At 61.5% G+C, this 23,707-nt stretch carries 23 protein-coding genes and 1 pseudogene; 19 read left to right on the plus strand and 5 right to left on the minus strand.

Annotated elements, in window-relative coordinates; genetic code table 11:
* On the plus strand, positions 1 to 102 hold a 102-nt coding region (locus NKH35_RS15635), incomplete at its 5' end, for a DUF1330 domain-containing protein (protein WP_352915333.1).
* A gap of 54 nt (positions 103 to 156) precedes the next feature.
* Here the strand turns inward: NKH35_RS15635 and NKH35_RS15640 are convergent.
* The 3 genes from NKH35_RS15640 to NKH35_RS15650 all read right to left on the minus strand — a co-directional run bounded on the left by NKH35_RS15640 (position 157) and on the right by NKH35_RS15650 (position 2,457).
* On the minus strand, positions 157 to 294 hold the full coding sequence (locus NKH35_RS15640; RefSeq protein WP_023696775.1) for an SOS response-associated peptidase family protein: 138 nt from the start codon (positions 292 to 294) through the stop codon (positions 157 to 159).
* Positions 295 to 923: 629 nt separating this feature from the next.
* Positions 924 to 1,301 carry a hypothetical protein gene (locus NKH35_RS15645; RefSeq protein ID WP_352915249.1) on the minus strand — a complete coding sequence of 126 codons (378 nt, stop codon included), beginning with the start codon at positions 1,299 to 1,301 and terminating at the stop codon, positions 924 to 926.
* Positions 1,302 to 1,338: 37 nt separating this feature from the next.
* A complete protein-coding gene (locus NKH35_RS15650) occupies positions 1,339 to 2,457 on the minus strand; it encodes a PDDEXK family nuclease (RefSeq protein ID WP_352915252.1) in 1,119 nt (372 codons plus the stop codon).
* Positions 2,458 to 2,599: 142 nt separating this feature from the next.
* On the opposite strand from NKH35_RS15650, the gene NKH35_RS15655 reads away from it, so the two are divergent.
* The 4 genes and pseudogenes from NKH35_RS15655 to NKH35_RS15670 all read left to right on the plus strand — a co-directional run bounded on the left by NKH35_RS15655 (position 2,600) and on the right by NKH35_RS15670 (position 6,136).
* Complete coding sequence (locus NKH35_RS15655; RefSeq protein ID WP_352915254.1) at positions 2,600 to 3,010, plus strand: helix-turn-helix domain-containing protein; 411 nt, start codon at positions 2,600 to 2,602, stop codon at positions 3,008 to 3,010.
* A gap of 93 nt (positions 3,011 to 3,103) precedes the next feature.
* Positions 3,104 to 4,282: a lysozyme inhibitor LprI family protein gene (locus NKH35_RS15660; RefSeq protein ID WP_352915256.1), complete on the plus strand. Its 1,179-nt coding sequence runs from the start codon at positions 3,104 to 3,106 to the stop codon at positions 4,280 to 4,282.
* A gap of 367 nt (positions 4,283 to 4,649) precedes the next feature.
* Positions 4,650 to 5,690 (plus strand): LacI family DNA-binding transcriptional regulator, encoded by a 1,041-nt coding sequence (locus tag NKH35_RS15665; protein WP_352915259.1) that lies wholly within the window; start codon positions 4,650 to 4,652, stop codon positions 5,688 to 5,690.
* Positions 5,691 to 5,728: 38 nt separating this feature from the next.
* Positions 5,729 to 6,136, plus strand: a pseudogene (locus NKH35_RS15670) (GlcG/HbpS family heme-binding protein).
* Between the two features lie 40 nt (positions 6,137 to 6,176).
* Here NKH35_RS15670 and NKH35_RS15675 read toward each other — a convergent pair.
* Positions 6,177 to 7,208, minus strand: a complete 1,032-nt coding sequence (locus tag NKH35_RS15675; RefSeq protein ID WP_023716361.1) for an L-idonate 5-dehydrogenase — start codon at positions 7,206 to 7,208, stop codon at positions 6,177 to 6,179.
* A 14-nt stretch (positions 7,209 to 7,222) separates the two neighbouring features.
* The gene (locus NKH35_RS15680; protein ID WP_031198705.1) at positions 7,223 to 8,143 is read right to left on the minus strand and encodes a 2-hydroxyacid dehydrogenase; all 921 of its coding nucleotides are present in this window, start codon (positions 8,141 to 8,143) and stop codon (positions 7,223 to 7,225) included.
* A gap of 169 nt (positions 8,144 to 8,312) precedes the next feature.
* Here NKH35_RS15680 and NKH35_RS15685 point away from each other — a divergent pair, with 169 nt between their 5' ends.
* From NKH35_RS15685 to NKH35_RS15750, 14 genes are all read left to right on the plus strand, one after another.
* Complete coding sequence (locus NKH35_RS15685) at positions 8,313 to 9,050, plus strand: SDR family oxidoreductase (protein WP_031198706.1); 738 nt, start codon at positions 8,313 to 8,315, stop codon at positions 9,048 to 9,050.
* Positions 9,019 to 9,597 carry a gluconokinase gene (locus NKH35_RS15690; RefSeq protein ID WP_023716364.1) on the plus strand — a complete coding sequence of 193 codons (579 nt, stop codon included), beginning with the start codon at positions 9,019 to 9,021 and terminating at the stop codon, positions 9,595 to 9,597. Before NKH35_RS15685 ends, NKH35_RS15690 begins: the two co-directional genes overlap by 32 nt.
* Positions 9,594 to 10,478 carry an NAD(P)-dependent oxidoreductase gene (locus NKH35_RS15695; RefSeq protein ID WP_023716365.1) on the plus strand — a complete coding sequence of 295 codons (885 nt, stop codon included), beginning with the start codon at positions 9,594 to 9,596 and terminating at the stop codon, positions 10,476 to 10,478. Before NKH35_RS15690 ends, NKH35_RS15695 begins: the two co-directional genes overlap by 4 nt.
* Positions 10,479 to 10,518: 40 nt before the next feature.
* Entirely contained in the window at positions 10,519 to 12,060 is a 1,542-nt protein-coding gene (locus tag NKH35_RS15700; RefSeq protein ID WP_050592974.1) for a sugar ABC transporter ATP-binding protein, read from the plus strand.
* A 20-nt stretch (positions 12,061 to 12,080) separates the two neighbouring features.
* Positions 12,081 to 13,136, plus strand: a complete 1,056-nt coding sequence (locus tag NKH35_RS15705) for an ABC transporter permease (RefSeq protein ID WP_023716367.1) — start codon at positions 12,081 to 12,083, stop codon at positions 13,134 to 13,136.
* Positions 13,137 to 13,164: 28 nt separating this feature from the next.
* Positions 13,165 to 14,100 (plus strand): SMP-30/gluconolactonase/LRE family protein, encoded by a 936-nt coding sequence (locus NKH35_RS15710; protein ID WP_352915263.1) that lies wholly within the window; start codon positions 13,165 to 13,167, stop codon positions 14,098 to 14,100.
* A gap of 104 nt (positions 14,101 to 14,204) precedes the next feature.
* Entirely contained in the window at positions 14,205 to 15,281 is a 1,077-nt protein-coding gene (locus NKH35_RS15715; RefSeq protein ID WP_373432856.1) for an ABC transporter substrate-binding protein, read from the plus strand.
* 62 nt (positions 15,282 to 15,343) lie between these two features.
* Positions 15,344 to 15,676 carry a hypothetical protein gene (locus NKH35_RS15720; RefSeq protein WP_023716370.1) on the plus strand — a complete coding sequence of 111 codons (333 nt, stop codon included), beginning with the start codon at positions 15,344 to 15,346 and terminating at the stop codon, positions 15,674 to 15,676.
* 1,122 nt (positions 15,677 to 16,798) lie between these two features.
* Positions 16,799 to 18,238: an NAD(P)-binding domain-containing protein gene (locus tag NKH35_RS15725; RefSeq protein ID WP_023733284.1), complete on the plus strand. Its 1,440-nt coding sequence runs from the start codon at positions 16,799 to 16,801 to the stop codon at positions 18,236 to 18,238.
* A 24-nt stretch (positions 18,239 to 18,262) separates the two neighbouring features.
* Positions 18,263 to 19,438, plus strand: a complete 1,176-nt coding sequence (locus NKH35_RS15730) for an acyl-CoA dehydrogenase family protein (protein WP_023733283.1) — start codon at positions 18,263 to 18,265, stop codon at positions 19,436 to 19,438.
* Between the two features lie 13 nt (positions 19,439 to 19,451).
* Complete coding sequence (locus tag NKH35_RS15735; RefSeq protein ID WP_352915267.1) at positions 19,452 to 20,807, plus strand: LLM class flavin-dependent oxidoreductase; 1,356 nt, start codon at positions 19,452 to 19,454, stop codon at positions 20,805 to 20,807.
* Between the two features lie 10 nt (positions 20,808 to 20,817).
* The gene (locus NKH35_RS15740; RefSeq protein ID WP_023733281.1) at positions 20,818 to 21,159 is read left to right on the plus strand and encodes a DUF3088 domain-containing protein; all 342 of its coding nucleotides are present in this window, start codon (positions 20,818 to 20,820) and stop codon (positions 21,157 to 21,159) included.
* Between the two features lie 4 nt (positions 21,160 to 21,163).
* Positions 21,164 to 22,345 (plus strand): acyl-CoA dehydrogenase family protein, encoded by a 1,182-nt coding sequence (locus NKH35_RS15745; RefSeq protein ID WP_023733280.1) that lies wholly within the window; start codon positions 21,164 to 21,166, stop codon positions 22,343 to 22,345.
* Positions 22,342 to 23,697 carry an LLM class flavin-dependent oxidoreductase gene (locus NKH35_RS15750; protein WP_023733279.1) on the plus strand — a complete coding sequence of 452 codons (1,356 nt, stop codon included), beginning with the start codon at positions 22,342 to 22,344 and terminating at the stop codon, positions 23,695 to 23,697. The genes NKH35_RS15745 and NKH35_RS15750 overlap by 4 nt, the downstream gene beginning before the upstream one ends.
* Positions 23,698 to 23,707 lie beyond the last annotated feature (10 nt).

Consider the following 23,707-nt stretch of genomic DNA (forward strand, 5'->3'; position numbering starts at 1 on the left):
TGGTATAATTCGCCGGAATACGCCCGGCTGATCGAGATCCGCAAACGTTCCGCTAACACCAGGATCATCGCTTTAGAAGGGATTGCAACGCCTGCGGCGTGACCCATGCAGCCAGCGGACCCGACGACAGTTGGCGTCCTCAGCGTCATTTCTTCCTCACGGCGAGATGCCGTCGGCAGGGATCAGGCAGCGTTTGGACATGAAGGCGTCGCGGAACGCGGGTGCTGTATTGATGCCCTCCATCCTCGCGTTGTCTTCGCACAGGTCGTCAAGGACGCCCTCAGCCAGAGCCATAAAGTCCCGCGCGCTTCCGTACCACGGCGAACGGCCGTCCAGGACATCTCTGGCAATTCTGCGGTGCAGACGAGCGAATTGATCAAACCGCCCGCCTCCTTATAGCCATTCATGAAATGCGCAAAGCGCGCTGACTGACGCCAACGGAAGGGACGCGGCATTTGCGAGAAGTCGCCTTCCAGGGAGCGTCGCTCCCATTCCTTCAACTCGTCAGGTGTCTCGTGACCGCCGTCGATCGAAACGGTGTTGATGTTGGTGGGCATGAGATCCTCTGGTATTGGGCGCCGGACAGCGAGCGCGACATGCCCAAGAATCTCAAGTTGTGATTCACGAATAGAGTAAAAATGCGCCGTTCACCGAAATGTATTCGGAAAACGGCTTTGTGACAGCATTTCATGCACGGCGGCCTAGATCTAGGCCAACAAGATATTTTGCCGCAACCGTGAACTGCTTCCTACCATCGGCAAAATATTCTGGCAGTCTGTTCTGGTGCTATTTCACGCCAAACATGTTTTGGAGGTCAGTTTCCATGACTGGTCGGTCGCGTTTCGCACGAGCATGGAAAGGACCGGACTGCGAACGGCCCGATATTCAGGAGCACATCGATCAGGCCGATTCCGAGAACTGGTTTAGACAGCATTCTGGGCAAGGCGCGATGCCAGCCCCTTTGCTTCTTCAGGACTCAACTGGGTGAGCGCGGTCCGCAGGGCTTCGCAAAGTTCGTCGAGCATTGGGTCACTATACGGTGAGCCCATGTGACGATGTGCTCGGTGGTGGAAGAAGAGGCAAAGCCAGAGATCCAGCGCATCGCCTTCCCATCTGCCGGCCTTGCGGGCATGCGCCGACATCGCGTTCGAACGATTGGCAAGAAAGTCCAGTCCCCCGGCTACCTCACACCCGTTCAGAAAGTGAGCAAAGCGGTCCGTCTGATGGAAGGTGAAGGGAGTCGGGATGGCCGAGAAGTCTCCCCTCAAGGCCAGCCGCTCCCATTTGAGAAGCCGCGTCATTCGGCAGCCTCCGCGAGCACACTGAGCCGAGGCCGCATTAGCGAGACGAACCGATTTGCTGCATCGCAGAGCCAGTCGAGTTGCTGTTCATCGCCGAGGAAAGTCGACCGCAGCTTGAACACGCCGATTTCCGCATGATTGGTGCAGAGGATTTAAACCTCACGATCACGTCAAGACCGCTTTCAGCGCGCAATCCTGCGATGTCATTGTTGAATTCGTCAAATAGCGTCTGACCGTCTTCATCGCGAAAAGCTAGAAACAGGCCGACCTCGCCGTTGGCGCCGGTCGAGCGAAAACCGGTCAGCCAGCCGATTGGTTCGGGCAGAGGTATCCTCACCCAATTGTCTCCGCCATGGCGTGGTGGCAATTGATCGGGATGGTCGAACTGAGTCCGTTCGATAAACCGTTGCCAGAAGGCGCGGTTGGTTGCTCGACGTCTACCTCGTTCTGGATCGACAATACTCTCCATGGTTTCAGCGGGGAGGGTGATTGCGATTTCTTGGCTTTCCAGTTGAAGCGGCAAGCCACTAACGTCGACCAAAACTCTTTGCTGTAGAATCTCGGTCCGCAATGGCACCGTCGGCACAACCAGGATGTTCCCGGAAGCCGCTTGCCAAAGCTGAATTTCCAGGAGTGCCAATTGCGCTAGTCCCACGCTCTGGGAGTTCAGGTGATCGGTTATTGCATGCGTTTCGGAGCGAATACCGTCGCCTGCGACAATGAGTTGGAAATCGCCGAGCTTCAGGGACCTCGTCACCGCATCAACGAATGCCGCTTCCTCCAGGTCCGGCCATAGGTGTCCTGCCACGGCGTAGATCGGATTGGGCTCGGCACTGGCCAGCTTGCATTTGAGCGCTGAAGTCAGATCGCCGAAACTCCAGCGTCGCAACAGAGCAGGATATTCAAGAATTTGCGCCAGCACCTCGCGGCGCGATTGCGGATTGCGCCAAAGTTTGCATTCGACAACGACCAGCCGGCCGGTCCTGGTCACCCGTAAAAGGTCGGCAAAGACTGTTCCGCCCATGCGAGGTATGGCGAGTTCGCAACATAGCGGAACCACCTCGTGAAGCCCGCTGCTAAGGCGATCGGCGACCAACAGCTCAGGATGCCGAAACAAGAGGTCGCGAAGCCAGTGCTCATCGTAGCTGTGTGGCATGGGCGCCCCCGTGCTCCGAAGGAGTGAGTGGCGGGTCAGCGGCGTCGCGCTCCTGCGCGGGGGATAGAAGCAAGGCGCTCATTTCTGATTGGTGCCCCTTACGTCACTGTTCATGTTTTTCAAGAGATACGAAGTAGACTTCATGGCGACGACCAATGCTGAAGCTGACTTCGTTGTCAACTCGAAATACCGAAGTCACGCCTCGAGTATGAGCGACTCTTTAAAGCGGACTATAGTCGCCCGAGATCAAGCTGCGCGGCGCGGCGCCAACTTCAGTCAGGAGGTTCTGGCTGACCGCGTTGGCCGCACGCCAGAGAGCATCTCGAACATTGAGCGCGGCAAACAACTTCCCAACATCGAGACGCTTGCAGAGCTTGCTCGCGTGCTCAACGTACCGCTGACGGATTTCTTCGAAGGTTTGGAAAAGAGACGCACAATTTCGCGCGAGCGGGCGGAACTGGAGGCCGAACTCCTCGAAACCGCACGCCAATTGGCACCGCGGCTTGTCAAACTTGCGGTGGAGCAGGTGAAGGCGCTGAGGCAATTGGGCTAGCGATTGAGCGAACAGCTCGATCTGTTATGCCAGGCTTCAGATTTGATCGACAACGCCTTTAGTGGCGCTTGATCCGGCCGTTCGATTTGCTACATGGAATTTTGGGCAGCAGGGGGTTCTCCGTTTCTTATGCGATGGGCATTCTTCAGCGCGTGGTTGGCCTTTGCGCTGATCTCGGGGCGCGCAGCGGCGGCGGATATTCAACTTATCGACTCCAATGGCACAGTCGATATCATTGGCGTTTCGGGCGAGATCGTTCAGGGCGATGCTGATCGCTTTTACGATCTTACGCTGAACCGCGGGCGTGTCCTCGTTCTCCTCCAAAGCCCCGGAGGCTTGATAGAGGAAGCGCTCCAAATTGGGGCCAGAATCCGTCTCAGCAGCTATGTGACATCGGTGGGTGCATATGGAGAATGCTACTCGGCATGTGGTTTGATTTGGGTCGCTGGTGTTCGCCGCTATATGTCGCCCACCTCGAAGATCGGATTCCATGCGGCCTATACGGAAGAGAACGGCCAGTACAAAGAGAGCGGGGTCGCGAACGCCGAGGTCGGATCGTATCTGACCCATCTTGGACTTCGTATCGAAGCTATTCGCTTCTTCACGATTGCTGGGCCAACCGAGGTGCGGCTCCTTTCCTCGGAAAGTGCGAGAGCTCTCGGCATCGATGTTTTTGAACAGGACAGCGGGCAACTGAGCACCCCGAGTGACGCGCCGACTGCGGACGTCTTTGCCGATCGGTTCGTGTCCTACACGCTCTTGCAGTCACGCTGCGCGGAGTTTTTCCAACCAGACGAGGACGTTATCGATCGGGCTGTCAGGGAAGCCTTTGATGAAGGGAATCGCATTGCCGGTAAGGAGAACTGGATAGGCTTATGGACGCCGATGCTCGACGAGGTGAAGTCGGCACTAAAGAGCCGAGGAGCTCTCTTCGTCTGCTTGGAAACCGTTGCGTTCATGGCAGACCACCAGCAGCCAACCGGTATTGGCAGCCCAAGTTTCGATTGCTCGAAAGCGACGACGGCAACTGAGAACGCGCTGTGCTCTGACGACCACTTGTGGGCCAAGGACCGGGCAATGAATGCAATCTACCGATATATCCGGGGCTCGAACAATGTGAACGTTCGCAAATCCCTGCTAGCCAACCAACGCGAATGGCTACAGCACCGGAATGCGTGCGGTGGGAGCAGAGCCTGTCTCAATCGCTCCTACGACGACCGATTCCAGCTGATGAAGGATATCGACGTATCGGTGCCGGTGAATGGGCAGTGAGGTTCAAAGGCCCAAGTGGCGTTCGCCTGCCTCGGTCGCAAAACGCTCGTTCCTACACCTATCACAACTGGATGCTCGAATCTCTTCAATCTAAAGACAGAGATTCTTTGACCGCAGCTGGAAGGGCGATTTGGGATGGCCCGAAACGCTCATCGTGCCGACAGACACACCCAACAGCAGCCGAAAGCCAATATTGACACCGCCGCGCCTCACCCGGGTCTCCAGTTATTGCCAGTCCCTCATGATATCGATAACATGTTCTTGGTATCGGGTTCCGGAGGTGGTTCATGAAGGCGAATAGAGACCAGGTAAGCCGTTTCGCGAAGCGTGAAACGTTCGCGGCGCGAGCAACCGCCGGAGTGGCTTGATGGCCAAGGCAGTGTCCTCAACGTCTGGCAATAACCATGCGCCAACTATGGTTGACGTGGCCCTGCGGGCAGGTGTGTCCACCATGACCGTTTCACGCGCACTGAAAGAGGGCAGCCGGGTTTCCAAGGCGACACGGGAAAAAATCATGGTCGCGGTCAACGACCTTGGTTATGTGCTTGACCAGTCAGCCGGCAGCCTGTCCTCGCGCAAGACAGGGTTCGTTGCGGCTATCGTCCCGTCGATCAACAATTCCAACTTCGCTGACACCGCTCGCGGCATTACCGACGAGCTTGAAAGCACGGGGCTGCAACTTCTGCTCGGCTACACCGACTACACGGCTGAGAAGGAAGAACGGTTGATCGAAGCGATGCTCCGTCGGCGGCCGGAAGGCATTATCCTGACCGGCGGCGCTCACACGGATCGCGCCCGCCGCCTTTTGAAAAACGCCGGAATTCCAGTAGTCGAAACCTGGGAGTTGCCGGTAAAGCCGATCGATCAAGTGGTTGGGTTCTCCAACGAGGAGGCGATGGGGCTTCTCGTCAAGACGCTCGCCAGGAAGGGTTACCGAAAATTCGGTTACATCGGTGGCACCACCTCGCGCGACACGCGCGGCAGCCAGCGGCGCGAAGGCTTTGTCAGGGCCATTGAGGAGCTCGGCCTGCCGACCGGGCGCCTCGTTTCCTTTGGCGTGCCGCCGATATCCATCGAGCAGGGCGGTCAGGCCGTCGTCAGCATGCTGGAGCGTTGGCCGGACACGCAAGCCGTACTCTGCGTTTCGGACCTTTCGGCCTTCGGCGCACTGATGGAATGCAAGCGCCGGGGCATGCGGATCCCGCAGGATATCGCAATTGCCGGCTTCGGCGACTACGAGGTAGCCGCCTTTTGCCATCCCGGCATCACCACCGTGAATGTCGACTGCTACGGGATCGGGCAACAGGCCGCTCGCAGATTGATCCAGGTGATCCGAGGCGACGAGAAACGACACGGCCAAGAAATCGTGCTCACCGGCTATCGCGTCGTCGAGCGCGAAAGCACCTGAGTTCCTGCATCGATTCAAACGCAGCGAAGGGCAGCCCAATAGCGATGTTTCGCGAGACCATCACCCTCACGCATCACGGTGCTTTGAAGGCCGTTGCAGCCGGAGCAGCGCGCGCCGTCACGATGGGCGTGCCGCAATGTCTCGTGGTCGTCGATGCGAGCGGCGAAGTCCTCGCCAGCCTGCGCATGGATGGCGCGCGGTTCCTCAGCATGCGTACGGCGCAGGCGAAGGCGCGCACCGCAGCGTCAATAAACGCCGCTACCGGCGGCATGGCGTTCGAAGCGGCGCTCTCAGCCGGTATCACTTCGCAGGGCGGCGTGACCAATTTGCCCGGGGGCTTGCCGATCCGCTTCTGCGGGCGGCATCGGCGTCGGTTCGGGAACCGGCGATCAGGATTCGATGTGGCACGCGCCGCGCTGGCGGCGATTGGCGCCGACGTGATTTAAGGCGATGTGCCGATGCGCCTCCAGCGCAACCGAAGGATCTTCAGAACGCGATCTGAACCTTCATGGATTTGTTTCGGTCACCGGCGATGTCGAAAGCCGCGACAGCCTCGTCGAGAGGATAGATGCCGGTCAGCAGTGGTTTGACATCCACCCGGCGGTGATTGATCAGGTCGACCGCTAGGGCGAACTCGTCGTGGAAACGAAAAGTGCCGCGCATCTCGATCTCCTTGGCGACGATGAGGTTCTGCGGGATCGACAGATCGCCGCCGAGACCGAGCTGTATGAGCACGCCGCGCGGCTTGATCACATCGAGCCCTGCACGCACAGCGCGCTCGTTGCCGGAGGCCTCGAGCATCACATCGAAACTGCCCTTGTCGACATTGTAAGCGGCGAGCTTTTCGCCATTGGTCGCGACATTGATCGTACGGTCGGCGCCGATCTCCAGGGCCTTGGCCAGCACGGCGTCTATGACATCGGTGACGACGATCTCGCGCGCGCCGTGGACGCGTGCGGCAAGGATGCAAAGCGCGCCGATCGGCCCGCTGCCGGTGACCAGAACCCGCTTGCCGAGCAGCGAGCCGGCGCGGTTCATGGCATGCAGCGTAACCGCAAAAGGCTCGGCGAAAGCGGCCTCGTTGATGGAGATATGGTCGGCGATTTTGTGGCACTGCCACGCCTCGGCGACAAGGCGCTGGCGGAACGCGCCCTGTATATGCGGCATCGGCATGGCACTGCCATAGAAGCGCATGTTGAGGCACTGGTTCTGCATGCCTTGCAGACAGTAGCGGCAGGTATTGCAGGGACGGCTGGGCGAGATCGCGACGCGGTCACCAATGGCAAACGCGGAAACGCCGCTGCCCACGGCTTTCACCGTGCCAGCGACTTCGTGGCCGAGGATCATCGGTTCGCGCAGGCGGATCGCGCCGAAGCCGCCATGATTGTAGTAGTGCAGGTCCGAGCCGCAGATGCCGCCGGCTTCGACCGCGATCTCGACCTGTCCGTCGCCAGGGGAGCCCGGATCGGTCTCCTCGACCCGCAGGTCTTTTGCCGCATGGATGACGATCGACTTCATGATGGGATCCTTTCTCAGACGACCGGTGTCAGCAAGGCCTGTCCGCCGAAATGGGCCGCGAGATTGTCGCGAACGAGCTGACCCATGGCCTTGCGGGTCTCCACCGTGCCGCTGGCGTGGTGCGGTTGCAGCACGACGTTGGCAAGCTTCAGGAAGCGCTCGTCGATGGTTGGCTCGTTCCAGAACACGTCGAGCCCGGCACCCTTTATGGCACTGGATTCCAGGGCCGCGAGCAACGCAATCTCGTCGATCGTGCTGCCGCGCGAAATGTTTATGACAATACCGTCTGCTCCGAGCGCTGCCAGCATCGACGCATTAATCATGTGTTTCGTGCTTTCGCCGCCGGCGAGCGTTACGATCAGAAATTCGCTATCGCTCGCCAGTTCGAGCAGATCGCTGACGAACGTATAAGGAAGATCGTCGCGCTTGCGGTTGTCGAAATAAGAAATCGTGCAGTCGAATGCAGCGGCGCGCTTCGCCACCGCCGCACCGACGCGGCCCATGCCGACAATGCCCAGCCTTTTTCCACAGACACGCGTGACCAGCCCCATATTGCCCTTGCGCCAGCTTCCATCGCGCACGTAGGCGTCGGCCTGCGGGATTTTTCGCGCCACGGCGAGCAGCAGCCCGATGCCGATATCGGCTACGTCCTCGGTTAGAACATCAGGTGTATTGGTGACACGAATGCCATTCGCCTTGGCATAGGCAAGGTCGATGGCGTCGGTGCCTACGCCGTAGCAGGAAACGATTTCAAGCTGCGGCAGCTTCGCCATCAACGCAGCACTTGCGCCAAGCTCGCCGCGCGTAGCTATGGCGCGGATCGCGCCGGCGTGGCTTGAGAGCAGCGCGTCCTTGTCCTCGGACTGCCAAAGTTTATGGACGCGATATTTCGCTTCAAGATCTCCCATGTCCCAATCCGGATAGGGACCTGTCATCAAAATGTCGGTCACGGCGTCATCTCCTGTGCATTTTTCCAATTGACTATGTTATCGATAACATTCATGTCAATAGGGACTGGCGGCAGGTGCGTTGGAAATCGTGGCCGCTCCAGGAAACATTGCTCAGGAGGAGCGTTTGGGCAGTTCGTTGTTCGATTTGACCGGCATGCGGGCGCTGGTCACCGGCTCGGGGCAAGGGATCGGCCTGGCGCTGGCCGAGGGGTTGGCGCAGCACGGCGCCGAAATCGTGCTCAACGGACGCAGCGCCGAAAAAATGAAAACGGCTGCGGATGCACTGACAGCGAAGGGACATAAGGCCCATAGCGCCGTCTTCGACGTCACTGATCATGCAGCGGTGGCGAACGGCGTCGCGGAGATCGAGGCGACTATCGGCGCCATCGATATCCTTATCAACAATGCCGGCATGCAGTTCCGAATGCCGCTCGAGGATTTCCCCGCTGACAAATGGGAGGAACTCTTGCGCACCAACATCTCCAGCGTGTTCTTCGTGGGACAAGCGGTGGCGCGGCACATGATCCTGCGGCGGCGCGGCAAGATCATCAACATCGCCTCGGTGCAAAGCGAACTGGCACGGACGAACATCGCGCCCTATACGGCCACGAAAGGCGCTGTGCGCAACCTGACGCGCGGCATGTGTGCCGATTGGGCGAAGCATGGCTTGCAGATCAATTCCATCGCGCCGGGTTACTTCAAGACGCCGCTCAACCAGGCGCTGGTCGACAATCCCGAATTTTCGGCGTGGCTGACCAACCGCACACCGGCGGGTCGTTGGGGCGATGTCGGCGAATTGGTCGGCGCGGCGATCTTTCTGTCGGGACCGGCCTCATCCTTTGTCAATGGACACACGCTCTATGTCGACGGTGGCATCACGACCTGCCTTTGAACCCGCGCTCATCGTCGTGATGGGTGTCAGCGGCTGCGGCAAGACCAAAGTTGGCGTCGAGATCGCCGCGCGGCTTGGCCTTGCCTTCGTTGAAGGCGATACGCTGCATCCGCGCAGCAATGTCGAAAAGATGTCGGCGGGCATACCGCTTGCAGACTGCGATCGATTGCCTTGGCTGGATCTGGTCGGCGCAGCCTTGCGCCAGGCTCGTGAGGAGGGTCGCGGGCTAGTCGTCAGCTGTTCCGCGTTGAAGAAACCCTATCGCGATAGGCTTCGCGATGCGGCGGGCGAGTCGCTGGTTTTCGTATTCCTGGAGGGGTCGCATTCGCTGCTGCAAGCCAGGCTAGCCGCGCGCCGCGGCCACTTCTTTCCACCGGCGCTGCTCGACAGCCAGTTCGCCACCCTGGAGCATCCAGGCGACGAGCCGCTGGTGGTCACAGTGGACATCGACGCGCCTGTCGACACGATTGCCGATAGAGTGTTGCAGGGCCTGGGTGCACTTGGGGTCGACCCTGCCGGGATCAAGGAAAAAGGCACGTTGAAATGACGCAACCAACAAAAGTCGCCGTTGTCGGCGCCGGCATCATGGGGTCGGCGATCGCCACCCGCCTGATCGAGACTGGGCTAGCCGTGACGGTGTTCGATCTGGACAAGGTCAAGGTTGCAGCGCTGACTGCAAAGGGTGCGGCTGCGGCCGTGTCGGTTGCCGAAGCAACGCGGGAGAGCAGCTTCGTCATCCTCAGTCTCAACCATGCCAATATCGTGCGTTCGGTGGTGTTTGGCGATGGTGGTGTGGCGGCTGCGGCGTCGTCGGAAAAGCTGCTGATCGACATGTCTTCGATCGATCCCTTCGACACCGCGCAGATGGCCGGGAAGCTGTCTGCCGAGACCGGCATGAGATGGCTCGACTGCCCGCTTTCGGGCGGCGTTCCCGGCGCGCTGGCCGGCCGGCTGACCGTTATGGCGGGCGGTGAGGCGGCAGACTTCGAACACGCGCGCACGGTGATGCAGCATCTCTGCGCCAACTACACCTTGATGGGACCGAGCGGGGCAGGCCAGACGACCAAGCTGATCAACCAGCTCTTCTGCGCGGTGCTGTTTCAGGCCGTCGCCGAAGCGGTCAAGCTTGCTGAGGCCGGCGGCGTCGATGCGAAGGCAATCCCCGCGGCACTCAAGGGCGGGCGGGCCGACTCCAGCATTATGCAGGAGTTCATGGCAAAATTCGCTGCCCGCGATTTTTCGCCGACCGGCCGCATCGATAATATGCTGAAGGATCTGGATTCGCTGCAGGCCTTCGCGCTGAAAACCAAGACGCCGATGCCAATGACCGGGCAGGTGGTAGAGATCCACCGTCTGCTTTGCGCCGCAGGGCTGGGGCCAAGGGATTCGGCTGAGATGATGCTTCTGCTCGACGGCAAGACCAGTTGATTGGCTGGCCTGAATTTTCGTCGTCGCTTGACGCTTAGAAATGTTATCGATAACATCATTGGGGCGATCTTGGGAGGAACGCATTGTGACCGAGGAAAAACTGATCGAGTTCAAGTCGATTACCAAGGAGTTCGGCGGCACCCGCGCGATCTCCGACGTGTCGCTCGATCTGCACAAGGGCGAGATCCTGGCGCTGCTTGGCGAGAACGGCGCCGGCAAGTCGACACTGATCAAGACGCTCGCCGGCATCCACCGGCCGGACGGCGGCAGCATCCTGTTTCGCGGCGAGCCCTATCACCATCGTCCGCCGCAGCCGAACCACCGCCAGCCCGTCGCCTTCATCCATCAGGATCTCGGTCTCATCGAATGGATGACGGTCGGCGAGAATGTCGGCTTGGCCCAAGGCTTTTCGCTCCGCTCGGGGCTCATCGACTGGCGATCGACCGAGGCGAGAGCGCGTGAGGCGCTCAAGCTGGTCGGATGCGATTTCGATCCGACGACACGCGTTCAGGATCTGACGCGAACCGAAAAGTCGCTGGTTGCCATCGCCCGCGCCCTGGCCACCGAGGCCGATGTGCTGGTGCTCGACGAGCCGACAGCCAGTCTTCCCGCTGACGAAGTCGAGCGGCTGTTCGACGCCATCCGCCCGCTCAAGCAACGCGGTGTCGGTATGATCTACGTTTCGCATCGGCTCGACGAGATCTTCCGCATCGCCGACCGGGTCGCCGTGCTGCGCGACGGCAGGCTGGTCGGCCAGAAGAGAGTCGCCGATACCAGCCCGGACGAACTTGTCGAGATGATCGTTGGTCGCCCGGTGAACCAGGTTTTCAGCAAGGCTCAGACGCAGGCCGGCGAAACGGTGTGCACGGTCCGTGACCTGGTCTGCGCCGGTGCCGGCCCTGTCTCTTTCGACGTGCGCAAGGGTGAGCTGCTCGGTCTGGTCGGCCTTCGCGGCGCCGGGCAGGAACTGGTTGGTCGGACGCTGTTCGGGTGTCAGGTTTTCTCCGGCTCGGTGACGATCAATGGCGTTGTGCCCGACCTGTCGAGCCCGATCGCGGCAATGTCGGCCGGCGTCGGCCTCATCGCACGCGACCGGACCGAGGAATCGATAGCAGCCTCCTTGTCGATCCGCGAAAACAGTTTTCTCAATCCCGGCGCCGGTAAGCGTGGCCTGTTCTCGTTTTTGGCGCCCTACAAGGAGGCGGCGCTGGCGCGTGAGATCGGCGGGACGGTCGGGCTTCGCCCCAACGATCCTAACCTGCCGATCGAAGCACTGTCCGGCGGCAACCAGCAGAAGGTGATTGTCGGCCGCTGGCTGCACACCGACCGAAAGTTGCTGATCGCCGAAGACCCGACCGCCGGCGTCGACGTCGGCGCCAAGGCCGAGATCTACCGGCTGATCGGCCGCGCACTTGAAGCCGGCCTCGCCGTCGTCGTGGTGTCGACCGATTTCGAGGAGATCGCCCATATCTGCCACCGCGCCCTGGTGTTTTCACGCGGACAGATCGTGCGCGAACTCACCAGCAACGACCTGACCACATCCGCCGTGATCACCGCGGCATCGGCTTCGGAAGCCGCCTGATCTTTCTGGGAGCGAACCTCATGCAATCGATCGAATCCAGCGCACTCGAACCGACCCGTGGCGAAATGGCAGGCTTGTCGTTGGGGCAGAAAATCATCCGGCTGCTGCCGGTCTACGGGCTGGTGATCCTGACGGCGCTGCTGATCCTTTTGTTTTCGATCCTGCTGCCAAACACCTTTCCAACCCTGCTCAATTTGCGCTCGATCATCTCCGACAAAGCAATCATCGCGCTGCTGTCGCTGGCGGCGATGATCCCGATGGCTTCTGGCCGCATCGACCTCACCGTTGGGTACGGCATCGTGCTGTGGCACATTCTCGCCATCAGCCTGCAGACCATGTTCGGCGTTCCGTGGCCGCTGGCGGTGATCATCGTGCTGCTTCTCGGCGCTGCGACCGGCTTCCTCAACGGACTACTGGTCGAAGTTGCCCGCATCGACTCTTTCATCGCCACGCTCGGCACCGGCACCGTGCTCTATGCGCTGGCGCTCTGGCACACCGGCGGCCGGCAAGTGGTCGGCGTGCTGCCCAACGGCTTTTACGCCCTCAATGGCACGATGGTATTCGGGCTGCCTATCACCGGCCTTTATGTGCTGGCGATCGCCGCAGCACTCTGGATCATCCTCGAATATCTGCCGATCGGCCGCTACGTCTATGCCATCGGCGCCAACCCGAAGGCTGCGGCTCTGAACGGCATTCCGGTGCGCCGCTTCGTCATCGGTGCCTTCATCTCGTCGGGCTTCCTGACGGCGCTGACAGGCGTGCTGCTCGCCTCTAAGCTGCGCATCGGCCAGGCCAGCGTCGGGCTGGAATATCTGCTGCCGGCGCTCGTCGGCGCCTTTCTCGGTTCGACCACCATCAAGCCCGGACGCGTCAATGTCTGGGGCACGATGACCGGCGTTGTCATCCTGGCGGTCGGCATTTCCGGCATCCAGCAGTTCGGTGGCTCGTTCTTCGTCGAACCGCTGTTCAACGGCGTGACGCTGCTCGTCGCCATCGGCATTGCCGGTTACGCCCAACGCAAGCGCGGCGCGGCGAACAGGGCCAGGACCAAGACCGCAACGCAGCCCTCGAAGTGACCAGCCGAACCCATCCGGGAATAGTGGAATGAGCGACTACGAGATTCTGGACGACCGGTTCCGAAAGCTGACGATCGGGCATGCCAAGCTCGAACGGCTGTGGACCGGGAGCCGCTGGGCGGAAGGACCGGTCTATGTTCCGGCGGCAAGGCATTTGCTGTGGTCGGATATCCCGAACGACCGGTTGCTGCGCTACGACGAAAGCGACGGCTCGGTCAGTGTCTTCGAAACCCATTGCAACAATCAGAACGGCCATACGCTCGATCGTGAAGGCCGCGTCGTCGCTTGCGACCATCGCGGTCGACGCATCTCCCGGCTTGAGCATGATGGGCGATGGCAGTCGCTTGTCGAAGTCATCGACGGCAAGCGGTTCAATTCACCGAATGACGTGGTGGTCAAATCCGATGGGACGATCTGGTTCACCGACCCCGTGTACGGCATCGACAGCCACTATGAAGGCATGATTGCCCGACCAGAGATCGGCGGGTCCCATGTCTACCGGTTCAACGAAGCAACCTGCGAGGTGGGTGTCGTCATCACTGATCTGGTGCAGCCGAACGGGCTGGCCTTTTCGCCCGACGAGACCATCCTCTACGTGTCGGATACTGGCGCAAGCCATGTTCAGGGCCTGCCGCGGGCGATCAAGACCTATGATGTCGCCGCGGACGGACGCTCGCTGCGGTCGCACGGCACGCTCGCCGAATGCGAGGCAGGATTTTTCGACGGCTTCCGCGTCGATCGCGATGGCAACATCTGGGCCTCCAGTGCCGATGCGGTTCGCGTCTACGCGCCGGACGGGACGCTGATCGGGCGCATCCTGGTTCCCGAAATCGTCTCCAATTTGTGCTTCGGCGGTCCGAAGCGCAACCGGCTCTACATCACCGCCCAGACGTCGCTTTATTCCATCTATGTCAACGCGCATCCAGCCGGTTTGGGCCCGGTGGCTGGGCAATTCAGCCAGTGACTTGGCGCCCGAAATCGAGTTCCGGAAGACCAGACAATTTTTTTGAAACCAAGGGAGGTACCAACATGCAACGCAGAACATTTCTAAAATCATCCATCGCCTTGATGGCCATCACAATCGCTGCTCCGGTCCTGTTCGCCGGCCAGGCACGGGCGGACGCGATGGCCGACGCCATGGCGGTGGTCGAAAAATATGCCCAGAAGGTCACCGCCTGGGACGGCCCGGCCACCGGTCCGAAGGCCCAGCCGGGCAAGACGATCGTCGTGCTCGCCGGCGACCTCAAGAATGGCGGCATTCTGGGCGTCACCACCGGCGTCGAGGAAGCCGCCAAGGCGATTGGCTGGGAGGTCAAGGTGATCGACGGCGCCGGCTCGATCGGTGGCCGCACCGCCGCTTTCGGCCAGGCGATGGCTCTGAAGCCGAATGGCATCGTCATCAACGGTTTCGACGCCATTGAGCAGGCGCCGGCGCTGGAACAGGCGAAGGCCGCCGGAATCCCGCTGGTTTCCTGGCATGCCGGACCGGTGATCGGACCCGACGAAAAGAGCGGCGTGTTCGCCAACGTCTCGACCGACGCCATGCAGGTCTCGACGGCTGCGGCCGACTGGGCCTATGCCGACGCCAAGGGCAAACCCGGCGTCGTCATCTTCACCGATTCGACCTACGCCATAGCCATCGCCAAGGCCGACAAGATGAAGGCCGAAATCGAGCGGCTCGGCGGCAAGGTGCTCGAATATGTCGACACCCCGATCGCCGAGACCTCGCAGCGCATGCCGCAGCTGACCACCTCGCTCTTGCAGAAATACGGCGATGCCTGGACGCATTCGCTGGCGATTAACGACCTCTATTTCGACTTCATGGGACCATCGCTTGCCGCTGCCGGCAAGGCCGGCACCGACGCGCCGATCAATGTAGCCGCCGGCGACGGTTCGGAATCGGCCTATCAGCGCATCCGCGCCGGGCAGTTCCAGAAGGTCACGGTCGCCGAACCGCTCAACTTGCAGGGCTGGCAATTGGTTGACGAGCTGAACCGCGCCATCGCCGGTGAAAAATGGTCGGGCTATCTGTCGCCGCTGCATGTGGTGACGGCCGACAATGTCGAGTTCGACGGCGGCCCGAAGAACGCCTTCGACCCGGAGAATGGCTACCGCGATCAGTACAAGAAAATCTGGGGCAAATAGGCCACCGAGGAGGGCGCATCACCGATGCGCCCTCATCCATGCAGACAATCAGGAACTTCAACATGATCATCCGCTACGCCCTCTTCGAAGGTGAAATCCATGCCGGGCGTGAGAACGAATTCCGGCACTTTGTCAAGGAGAAGCTGGTGCCGCTGTGGACGCAATTTCCCGGGGCGCAAGAGGTTCGCGTCCTGGATGGTACCGCGCGTGACGAGGGTGCTCCCGTCTACGCAATGGCTCTCGCCATTCGCTATCCCGACATGGACACCTGCAACCGGGCGCTTCAGTCGGATGTGAGATTTCAAAGCCGCGACGTGACGGGGGAATTGCTGAAGATGTTCACTGGGCGCGTTCATCATCATGTCTTCGAGGCAAATGAGTATCCAACCGGCTAGATCGAGCACGGCGACGTCTCTGCCAGATCTCGCAAACGCCCCCGGCATCTACATCGCCAGAACGTTCAAGTTTGAAGCGCCGTTCTGTTTGGATTTCCCTGTTGGGCCACGATCATTTCGCTGTTAGCCCGCGCAGGGAATCCCTTACTAAGGCATTGAATCTGCGCCGAGATTCCGGCGCAAATTCGCCTTGAGCGCGCGGAAAATCGCCGAAATTCGCTGTTTTTCGGCGGCTAACAGGGAAAATCAGACAGAGACTGGTTCGCCAATGACTGCCAGCACCACCAGTTCATTATGTATCAATATCTTACGCCTAATTATTTGAGTTTGAATTGAGCGTTATCGCGTAAATCTATGGCTTCTGGGCAAAATGGTTTTGGGGCCCGTTCGTCAATTTTCTCCGTCTCGTTGATGGCACTGTCACACCTAGCTCAAGCCCCCTGGTTCGAAATACCCTGCAACGATGCGTGCGGCAATCCGGCGGCAACGACGTGCAATTAGGCGGGTTCTGAACTCGGCCGCAGTCTCAAAATGCGCTTGCCAGTTCGGTTGATCTGTGCGGATCTGGCAGCCAATTCCGACAGAATTCTCTTCCCCAGCCCGGACAGGTAAAGGCTGAGGCAACCAGGAGAATGGTAATCGTTAATGTCCCCAACCGCATCGTTTTCCATCGGTCGTGCTTTGAGATAGATCTCAATCGCGACCGCGACGGCGCCGTGTACTTGACGCCGGTGCAGGCTCAAGGCGTGGTGAGAGCCGCCACCAATCGAAGTCTTCGAGGTCTCCTTTCGGGTGCATGACGCGTTTTTCCACACGTGGACTCGACCCCTACTTGGGTGAGTGTCGGAAACGCAGCGTACTCCTTTCAACGGGCAAGAATTGCAGCGGAATCCGACGCGGGCAACCGAGCGTTCAGATTGTGTCAGTCCTGCGCGCCAATTGTTCGCTTGTCATCACGGATTGCAGGTGGTGCCGAATATCCGGCAGCAGCCCGGTGACGCTCCGATTGTGCCGTTGGATGCAAGTGAAAAAAACTACCGGGCAATCAAAGCAGACATTTCTGGACTGTTTGCCGACCGGGGCGGAGTTTGGTGTAACGCTTGAACTTCAGCCAGGACCGAAATGGCCTTACCGTCCGATCCAGATCACGACGCCCGCGAAACACTTCGACTGATCGGTCCCGATCCGCAAAATTGGGTGCCGGATCGGGAGGGCATCGACCACAATGTCTTTGTCGTTGGCGGCGGGCAGACGGGCGCGACCTTCGCCTTCGCGTTGAGGCGGGCCGGCATCGGCAAGGTCACGGTCATCGATGCGGCGCCGGATGAGGGCAAGGCCGGCATCTGGCTCACGCATGCGCGGATGAACCGGCTGCGAACACCAAAGGGCCTGCCGGGACCGGAACTCGGCCTGCCGGGCCTGAGCTTTCAGTCCTGGTACGAAGCGCGCCATGGTGCCGAAGCCTATGCCGGCTTCGACCGCATCGCGCGGACGGATTGGGCGAATTACCTGAAATGGTATCGCGACTTTCTCGGCATTGGCATTCGCTACGGCACGCGTCTCCTTCGCATCGAGCCGGCTGACGGGTATCTTCGCCTCCACCTCGATGCCGGCGGCACGCCATTGATCGAAACGGCGCGGAAGATCATTCTGGCCAATGGCTTTGGCGGCAGCGGCGGTCCAATGATACCGGCGGTGCTCGCTGCTCTGCCCCAGGGCTTTGTCGCACACAGTTCTGCGGCAATCGATTTTGCCTCGCTCAAGGGCAAAGCGGTCGCTGTCGTCGGGTCGGCGGCTTCGGCATTCGATGCGGCGGGGACAGCCCTTGAGGCCGGCGCGCAATCGGTGCGCCTGTTCGCGCGGCGCACCAGTATCGCCAGCGTGCCGATCAACCGCGTGCGGGGTTATCCCGGCGCCTATGACAACTATCCGCGCTTGCCCGATCCGGTGCGCTGGCGCCAGGCACTGCGCTTCCGCGAGGCCGGTTCGACGCCACCGCCCGATGCCGTGGAGCGGGTAGTGCGGCACAAGAATTTCCACCTGCATCTCGGTGCCCCCTGGACGAATGCGGATATCGACGGCGGCAAGGTCGTCACCGACATCGGCGCCGAGACGTTCGCTTTCGACTTCGTCATCGCCGGCACCGGCTATTTCGCCGACCCGACGCGCAAGCCGGAATTTAGCAATTTCGCCGCCTCGATCCGGCTGTGGCGTGACCAATACGCGCCGGCGGAAGGCGAACTGGATGAATTTTTCGGCGCCCATCCCTATCTCGGCCTCGGCCATGAATTCCCCGAGAAAGCGCTGGGGGAGGCGCCGTTCCTGAGGAACATCCACGTCTTCAATCCAGGCGGCTTCGTCAGTTTCGGCCTGCCGATCGGCGATGTTCCCTCGATCAGGCGCGACGTGCCGGCTGTCGTCGCCCGCATCAGCCGCGATCTCTTCCTTGCCGATCTCGACAGCCATGAGAGCCGCATAACCGGCAGCCATCCGGCCGAGTTCGGGGAGGAGGCCTACGCCTCTGCCGTCTGGCGGCCGGCACAGACCATTGCGGCGGAATAGACGCATTTCCATGTACAAACGCCGATGACCTTCAGCCCTGACCTTTCCGACCCGTTCGTCGCCACGGCGGTCGAGCTGCGCACCATCTTCGATCGCGATGCGGTGGCGCGCGACAAGGCCGGTGGACGACCGGTCGAGCAGATCCGCCTGCTCAAGGAAAGTGGACTGCCGTCGGCGCAGATTCCCAAAAACTATGGCGGCAAGGGCGCGCCCTGGCTGTCGGTGCTGCGCGTCGTGCGCGAATTTGCCCGCACGGATGGTTCGCTAGCCCATCTCTACGGCTACCATCATCTGCCGCTCAACGGCGTGTTGTTTCGCGGTACGGACGCGCAGAAGGACCAACTGCTGACACGCTCGGCCCGCGAGAACTGGGTCTGGGGCAATTCCGGCAACGCGATGTCGAAGACCTCTACGGCCAGGCGCAACGGCTCGGGCTGGATCCTGAACGGCTTCCGGCCGTTCTCTTCCGGCTCGCACATCGCCGACTATATCCAGGTGGCATGGGAAGACCGCCAGGACCGCCTGGCAGCTGCGATCCCGGCCGATCGTGAAGGTATCGTCATCGAGGATGACTGGGATGGCGTCGGCCAGCGGCAGACGGGTTCCGGTAAAGTCACGTTCAAGGATGTGCATATCGGTGATGACGAACTGATCGGCTCGCCCGCCGTGCCGCTGACGCCGTTCCAGACGCTGATTTCACTCTTCCAGCAGGCGGTCCTGCTCAACCTCTTCGTCGGCAGCGCGCAAGGAGCGCTGAGCGAAGGCCGCGACTATACGGTCTCGCAATCGCGACCCTGGGTCTATTCCGGCTATGAGAACCACACCGACGATCCGTTCGTTCAGCGCAAATATGGCGATCTCTATATCCGCACGTTGGCTGCCGCCGAACTCGCCGATGTGGCGGCGCGCAGCCTCGATGCCGCCTATGGCAAGGGCGAGGCCTTGACCCTGGAGCAGCGCGGACAGACGGCGATCGACCTTGCCACCGCCAATGTCTATGCCGGGCAAATCGGTCTCGACGCATCGAGCGAGGTTTTCGAGGTGATGGGCGCCCGCTCGGCCACCAAGGCCAATGGCTACGACAGGTTCTGGCGCAATGTGCGCACGCACACGCTGCACAACCCGGCCGAATACAAGAAGCGCACCATCGGCACCTGGTTGCTGACCGGGGAATTCCCGGTCGGCGGGTTGTATCGCTGAGGAGGCGCGGAAAATGGCCAGGCGCAAGGACAAGCTCAAGCTTGGAGCGTTTCTTCTCTTCACCGGCCACCATGTGGCGGCATGGCGCCATCCACAGGCGGCCGAGGGGACCAGCCTCGGCGACTATGTCGAACTGGCCAGGCTCGCGGAAGCGGCCAAATTCGATGCGATCTTCTTTGCCGATGGCGTCGCGGCGCGGCTGAGCAATCTCGAGGCTGCCAGCCGCAAGGCGCATAGCGGCGTCTATCCGTTCGAGCCCATTACGCTGCTGTCGGCGCTGTCGGCGGTGACCACCAACATCGGCCTGATCGCCACGGCTTCGACCAGCTATTCCGATCCCTACAATCTGGCCCGCCAGTTCGCGTCGCTCGACCATCTGAGCGGCGGGCGCGCCGGCTGGAACCTCGTCACCTCGTCCGATCCGGATGCGGCATTCAATTTCGGCCACGATACGCATATCCAGCACGGAGACCGCTACGATCGCGCCGAGGAATTCGCCGATGTCGTGCTTGGGCTGTGGGACAGCTGGGAGGATGATGCCTTCTCGCGCGACAAAGTGAGCGGGCGCTATTTCGACAAGGAGAAGCTGCATGTGCTGAACCACAAGGGCCAGCACTTCGAGGTGCGCGGTCCGCTGAACACGCCGCGCACGCCGCAAGGCCATCCGGTCGTCGTCCAGGCGGGCGCGTCCGGCCCCGGTAAGGAGCTGGCGGCGCGCACCGCGGAAGCGATTTTCGCCGCGCAGATCACGCTCGATGAAGCCACCGCCTTCTATGCCGACGTCAAGGGCAGGCTCGGTAAGTACGGCCGTTCAGAGGATGATCTGAAAATCCTGCCAGGCATCTTTCCGGTCGTCGGCCGCAGCGAAGCCGAGGCGCAGGAAAAGTTCGAACAGCTGCAGGATCTCATCCAGCCGGAAGTGGGCCTCGGTCTGGTCTCGGCGCTGGCCGGCGGCTTCGATCTCACCGCCTATCCGCTCGACGGGCCGGTGCCGGAACTGCCGGAGACCAATGCCGGCAAGAGCCGGCAGGCGCTGGTCATCGATCTGGCGCGGCGCGAGAAGCTGACGATCCGGCAGCTCTATTTGCGCATCGCCGGCGCTCGCGGCCACTGGCAGGTGGTCGGCACGCCACAACAGATCGCCGACACGATGGAAGAGCGCTTTGAGAATTACGGCGCCGACGGCTTCAACATCATGGCACCGATCATGCCCGGCGGCTTGAAGGATTTCATCGAGTTGGTGGTGCCGGAACTGCGCCACCGTGGCCTGTTCCGTCGGGAGTATGAGGGCAGCACCTTGCGCGACAATCTCGGCCTGAAGCGGCCGGCAAACCGTTTTTCGCGGCATGCCGCGGCGGCGGCGGAATAGGAATGAGCCGATGGCGCGCGACACGCTCTTTCTCATCCAGCCGGGTTTCGCCGACCCAAAGCATCCGGGCCAGACCTTCGTCTGCCCCTATTCCAACAAGGTCGAAGGGCTGCTCGCAGCCTTTCCCGATCTTGCTGCCAGGCTGGACGTCGAGCGCGTGCCGTTCGCAAGGCCGAGGGGTAAGGTGATCGATACGCTCGGCGAACGCCACCAGTCGCTGCCGGTGCTGGTCGTCGGCAGTGATCCGCCAGCCGACCTACCGACCGCCAAGGGCAAGGTCTTTGCCGACGACACAAGGCGCATTCTTGCGCTGCTTGCCGAGCGCCACGGCTTCCCGCATCTGCATGAGTGACCTGATGAGCTTCGATCCCGATACCTCCAATCCATGGATCGCCAAGGCGGTCGAGCTGCGCGACATCTTTGCCCGCGACGCGGTCGAGCGCGATCAGCTTGGCGGCAGGCCCGTCGAACAGATCCGCCTGCTCAAGGAGAGCGGCCTGCTCAGTATCGTCATTCCCAAGGAATTCGGCGGCGCCGGCGAACCCTATTCGACGGCGCTGAAGATCGGCCGCGAGTTCGCCAAGGTCGACGGCTCGATCGGCCACATCTACGGCTACCATTTCAGCGCGCTGATCGCCGCAAGGCTCAATTCGGACGAACCGCGCTCAGCCGATCTGCTGCGGCGTTCGGCTGCGGGCGACTGGTTCTGGGGCAACACCGGCAACAGCTTTTCCAAGACGCTGTTCGGCCGCAAGGATGGCGAGTGGACGATCGTCAGCGGCTTCAAGCCCTTCGCCTCCGGCTCGCATGTCGCCGACTATCTTTCGACCTCCTGGGAAGACGAGGTCAGCGGCGAGCGGAAGTTCGCGGCCATCCCCGCGGATCGTGAGGGCATCACCATTCTCGACGACTGGGATGGCATCGGCCAGACGCAGACCGGCAGTGGCAAGGTCGCCTACAAGGATGTTAGGGTCCATGACAACGAACTGGTGCGCGGCTGGGTGGACGCGTCGCTGCCGATCCGCACCATCGGCCCGCTGCAGCAGCAAAGCGTGCTGCTCAATGTCTTCATCGGCACCGCCCAGGGCGCACTGCTAGCGGCACGCGACTACACGCTCAACAGCTCGCGACCGTGGATGTATTCCGGCGTCGAGCGCCACATCGACGATCCATGGATCAAGCGGCAGTATGGCGAGCTTTTGGTCAAAACGCGCGCGGCAACAGTGCTGGCTGATCGCGCTGCGGCGGCAATCGATCATGCGATCGCGCGCGGCAAGGCATTGACCGAGCAAGAGCGCGGGGAAGCGGCGGTTGCAGTTGCCGCGGCCAACGTGCTGGCCGGCAATGTCGCGCTCGAAGTCACCACCGAGATCTTCGAGGTGATGGGCGCGCGCTCGGCGGTGCGCAAATACGGCTTCGACCGTTTCTGGCGCAATGCGCGCATCCACACCTTGCACAACCCCGCCGAATACAAGGCCCGCACCGTCGGCACCTGGTATCTGACCGGCGCCTATCCCGAGCCCGGCGTCTTTCGATGAGCGACCGGCAGCTCCACCTCAATGTCAACATCCTGCACGCCGGCTTCTCGCCGGCGGCATGGCGGATGGATGGGGTCGACCCCTATGCCGCCTTCACCGTCGACCACTATGTGCAGGTGGCGAAGATCGCCGAGCGCGCCAAGCTCGACGCTATATTCCTTGCCGATCAGGCGGCAATTTCGGATCGCATCGACTATCGGCCGATTACATCGCTGGAACCGACCATCGTGCTGGCGACGATAGCCGCCGCGACCGAGCGCATCGGCCTGATTGCGACGGCATCGACCAGCTTCAACGAGCCCTACAACATCGCCCGTCGTTTCGCGACGCTCGACCATGTCAGCGGCGGGCGCATCGGCTGGAACATCGTGACCACGGCCGATCCCGCCTCGGCCAGCAATTTCGGCCTGACCGGCGCGATAGATCATGGCCGGCGCTACGAGCGGGCCGCCGAATTCACCGAAATCGTCAAGGCGCTGTGGGACAGCTGGGAGGACGATGCCTTCATCGGCGACGTCGCCAGTGGGCGCTTCGTCGATGCCGCCAAGGTTCACGCCATCGAGCACGAGGGCGCGCATTTTTCGGTGCATGGGCCGCACAATGTGCCGCGCTCGCCGCAAGGGCATCCGGTGGTCATCCAGGCCGGCGGTTCCGATGACGGCAAGGAGCTCGCCGCGCGCCACGCCGAAGCGGTGTTTTCCGCGTCGCAATCGTTCGAGGAGGCGCTCGCCTACGCAAAGGAGCTGAAGGCCCGGGCTGTCGCCTATGGCAGAAGCGGCGGCGTGCCGCTCAACCTCGCCGGTCTGGCCACCATCATCGGCAGCACCGAGGCGGAAGCGGAGCGGCGGCAGGAAGAACTGTGGGACCGCATCCCGCTCGACTACAGCCTGACGCGGCTGTCGGGCGTGCTCGGCATCGACCGCGAGCGGCTGAGGCTCGACGAGAAGCTGCCTGACGTCATCCCGCTGCCGCCCAACGGCGGCCACACCTTCTTCAAGGCCACGCTGGCACTTGCCCGCAACAACGATTTCACCGTTCGCCAACTGATCCGGGCGCTCAACGGCAGTACCGGCCACCGCACCGTTGTCGGCACGCCGGAGCAGATCGCCGACGATATCGAAAGATGGTTTGTCGCCGGCGCCGCCGATGGCTTCAACCTGATGCCTGACGTGCTGCCGACCGGGCTGGAAGTCTTTGTCGATACGGTCGTGCCGATCCTGCGCCGGCGCGGCCTGTTTCGCAGCGACTATGAAGGGCGCACGCTGCGCGACCATCTCGGCCTTATCAGGCCTGAAAGCCGTTTCGCGCCGCAGCCGCACAAGGCGTCAGGGTTGCTCGGGGCCACCCATTGAACGATCATCA

Source organism: Mesorhizobium sp. M1143 (genome assembly GCF_040318435.1).
GTDB lineage: Bacteria > Pseudomonadota > Alphaproteobacteria > Rhizobiales > Rhizobiaceae > Mesorhizobium.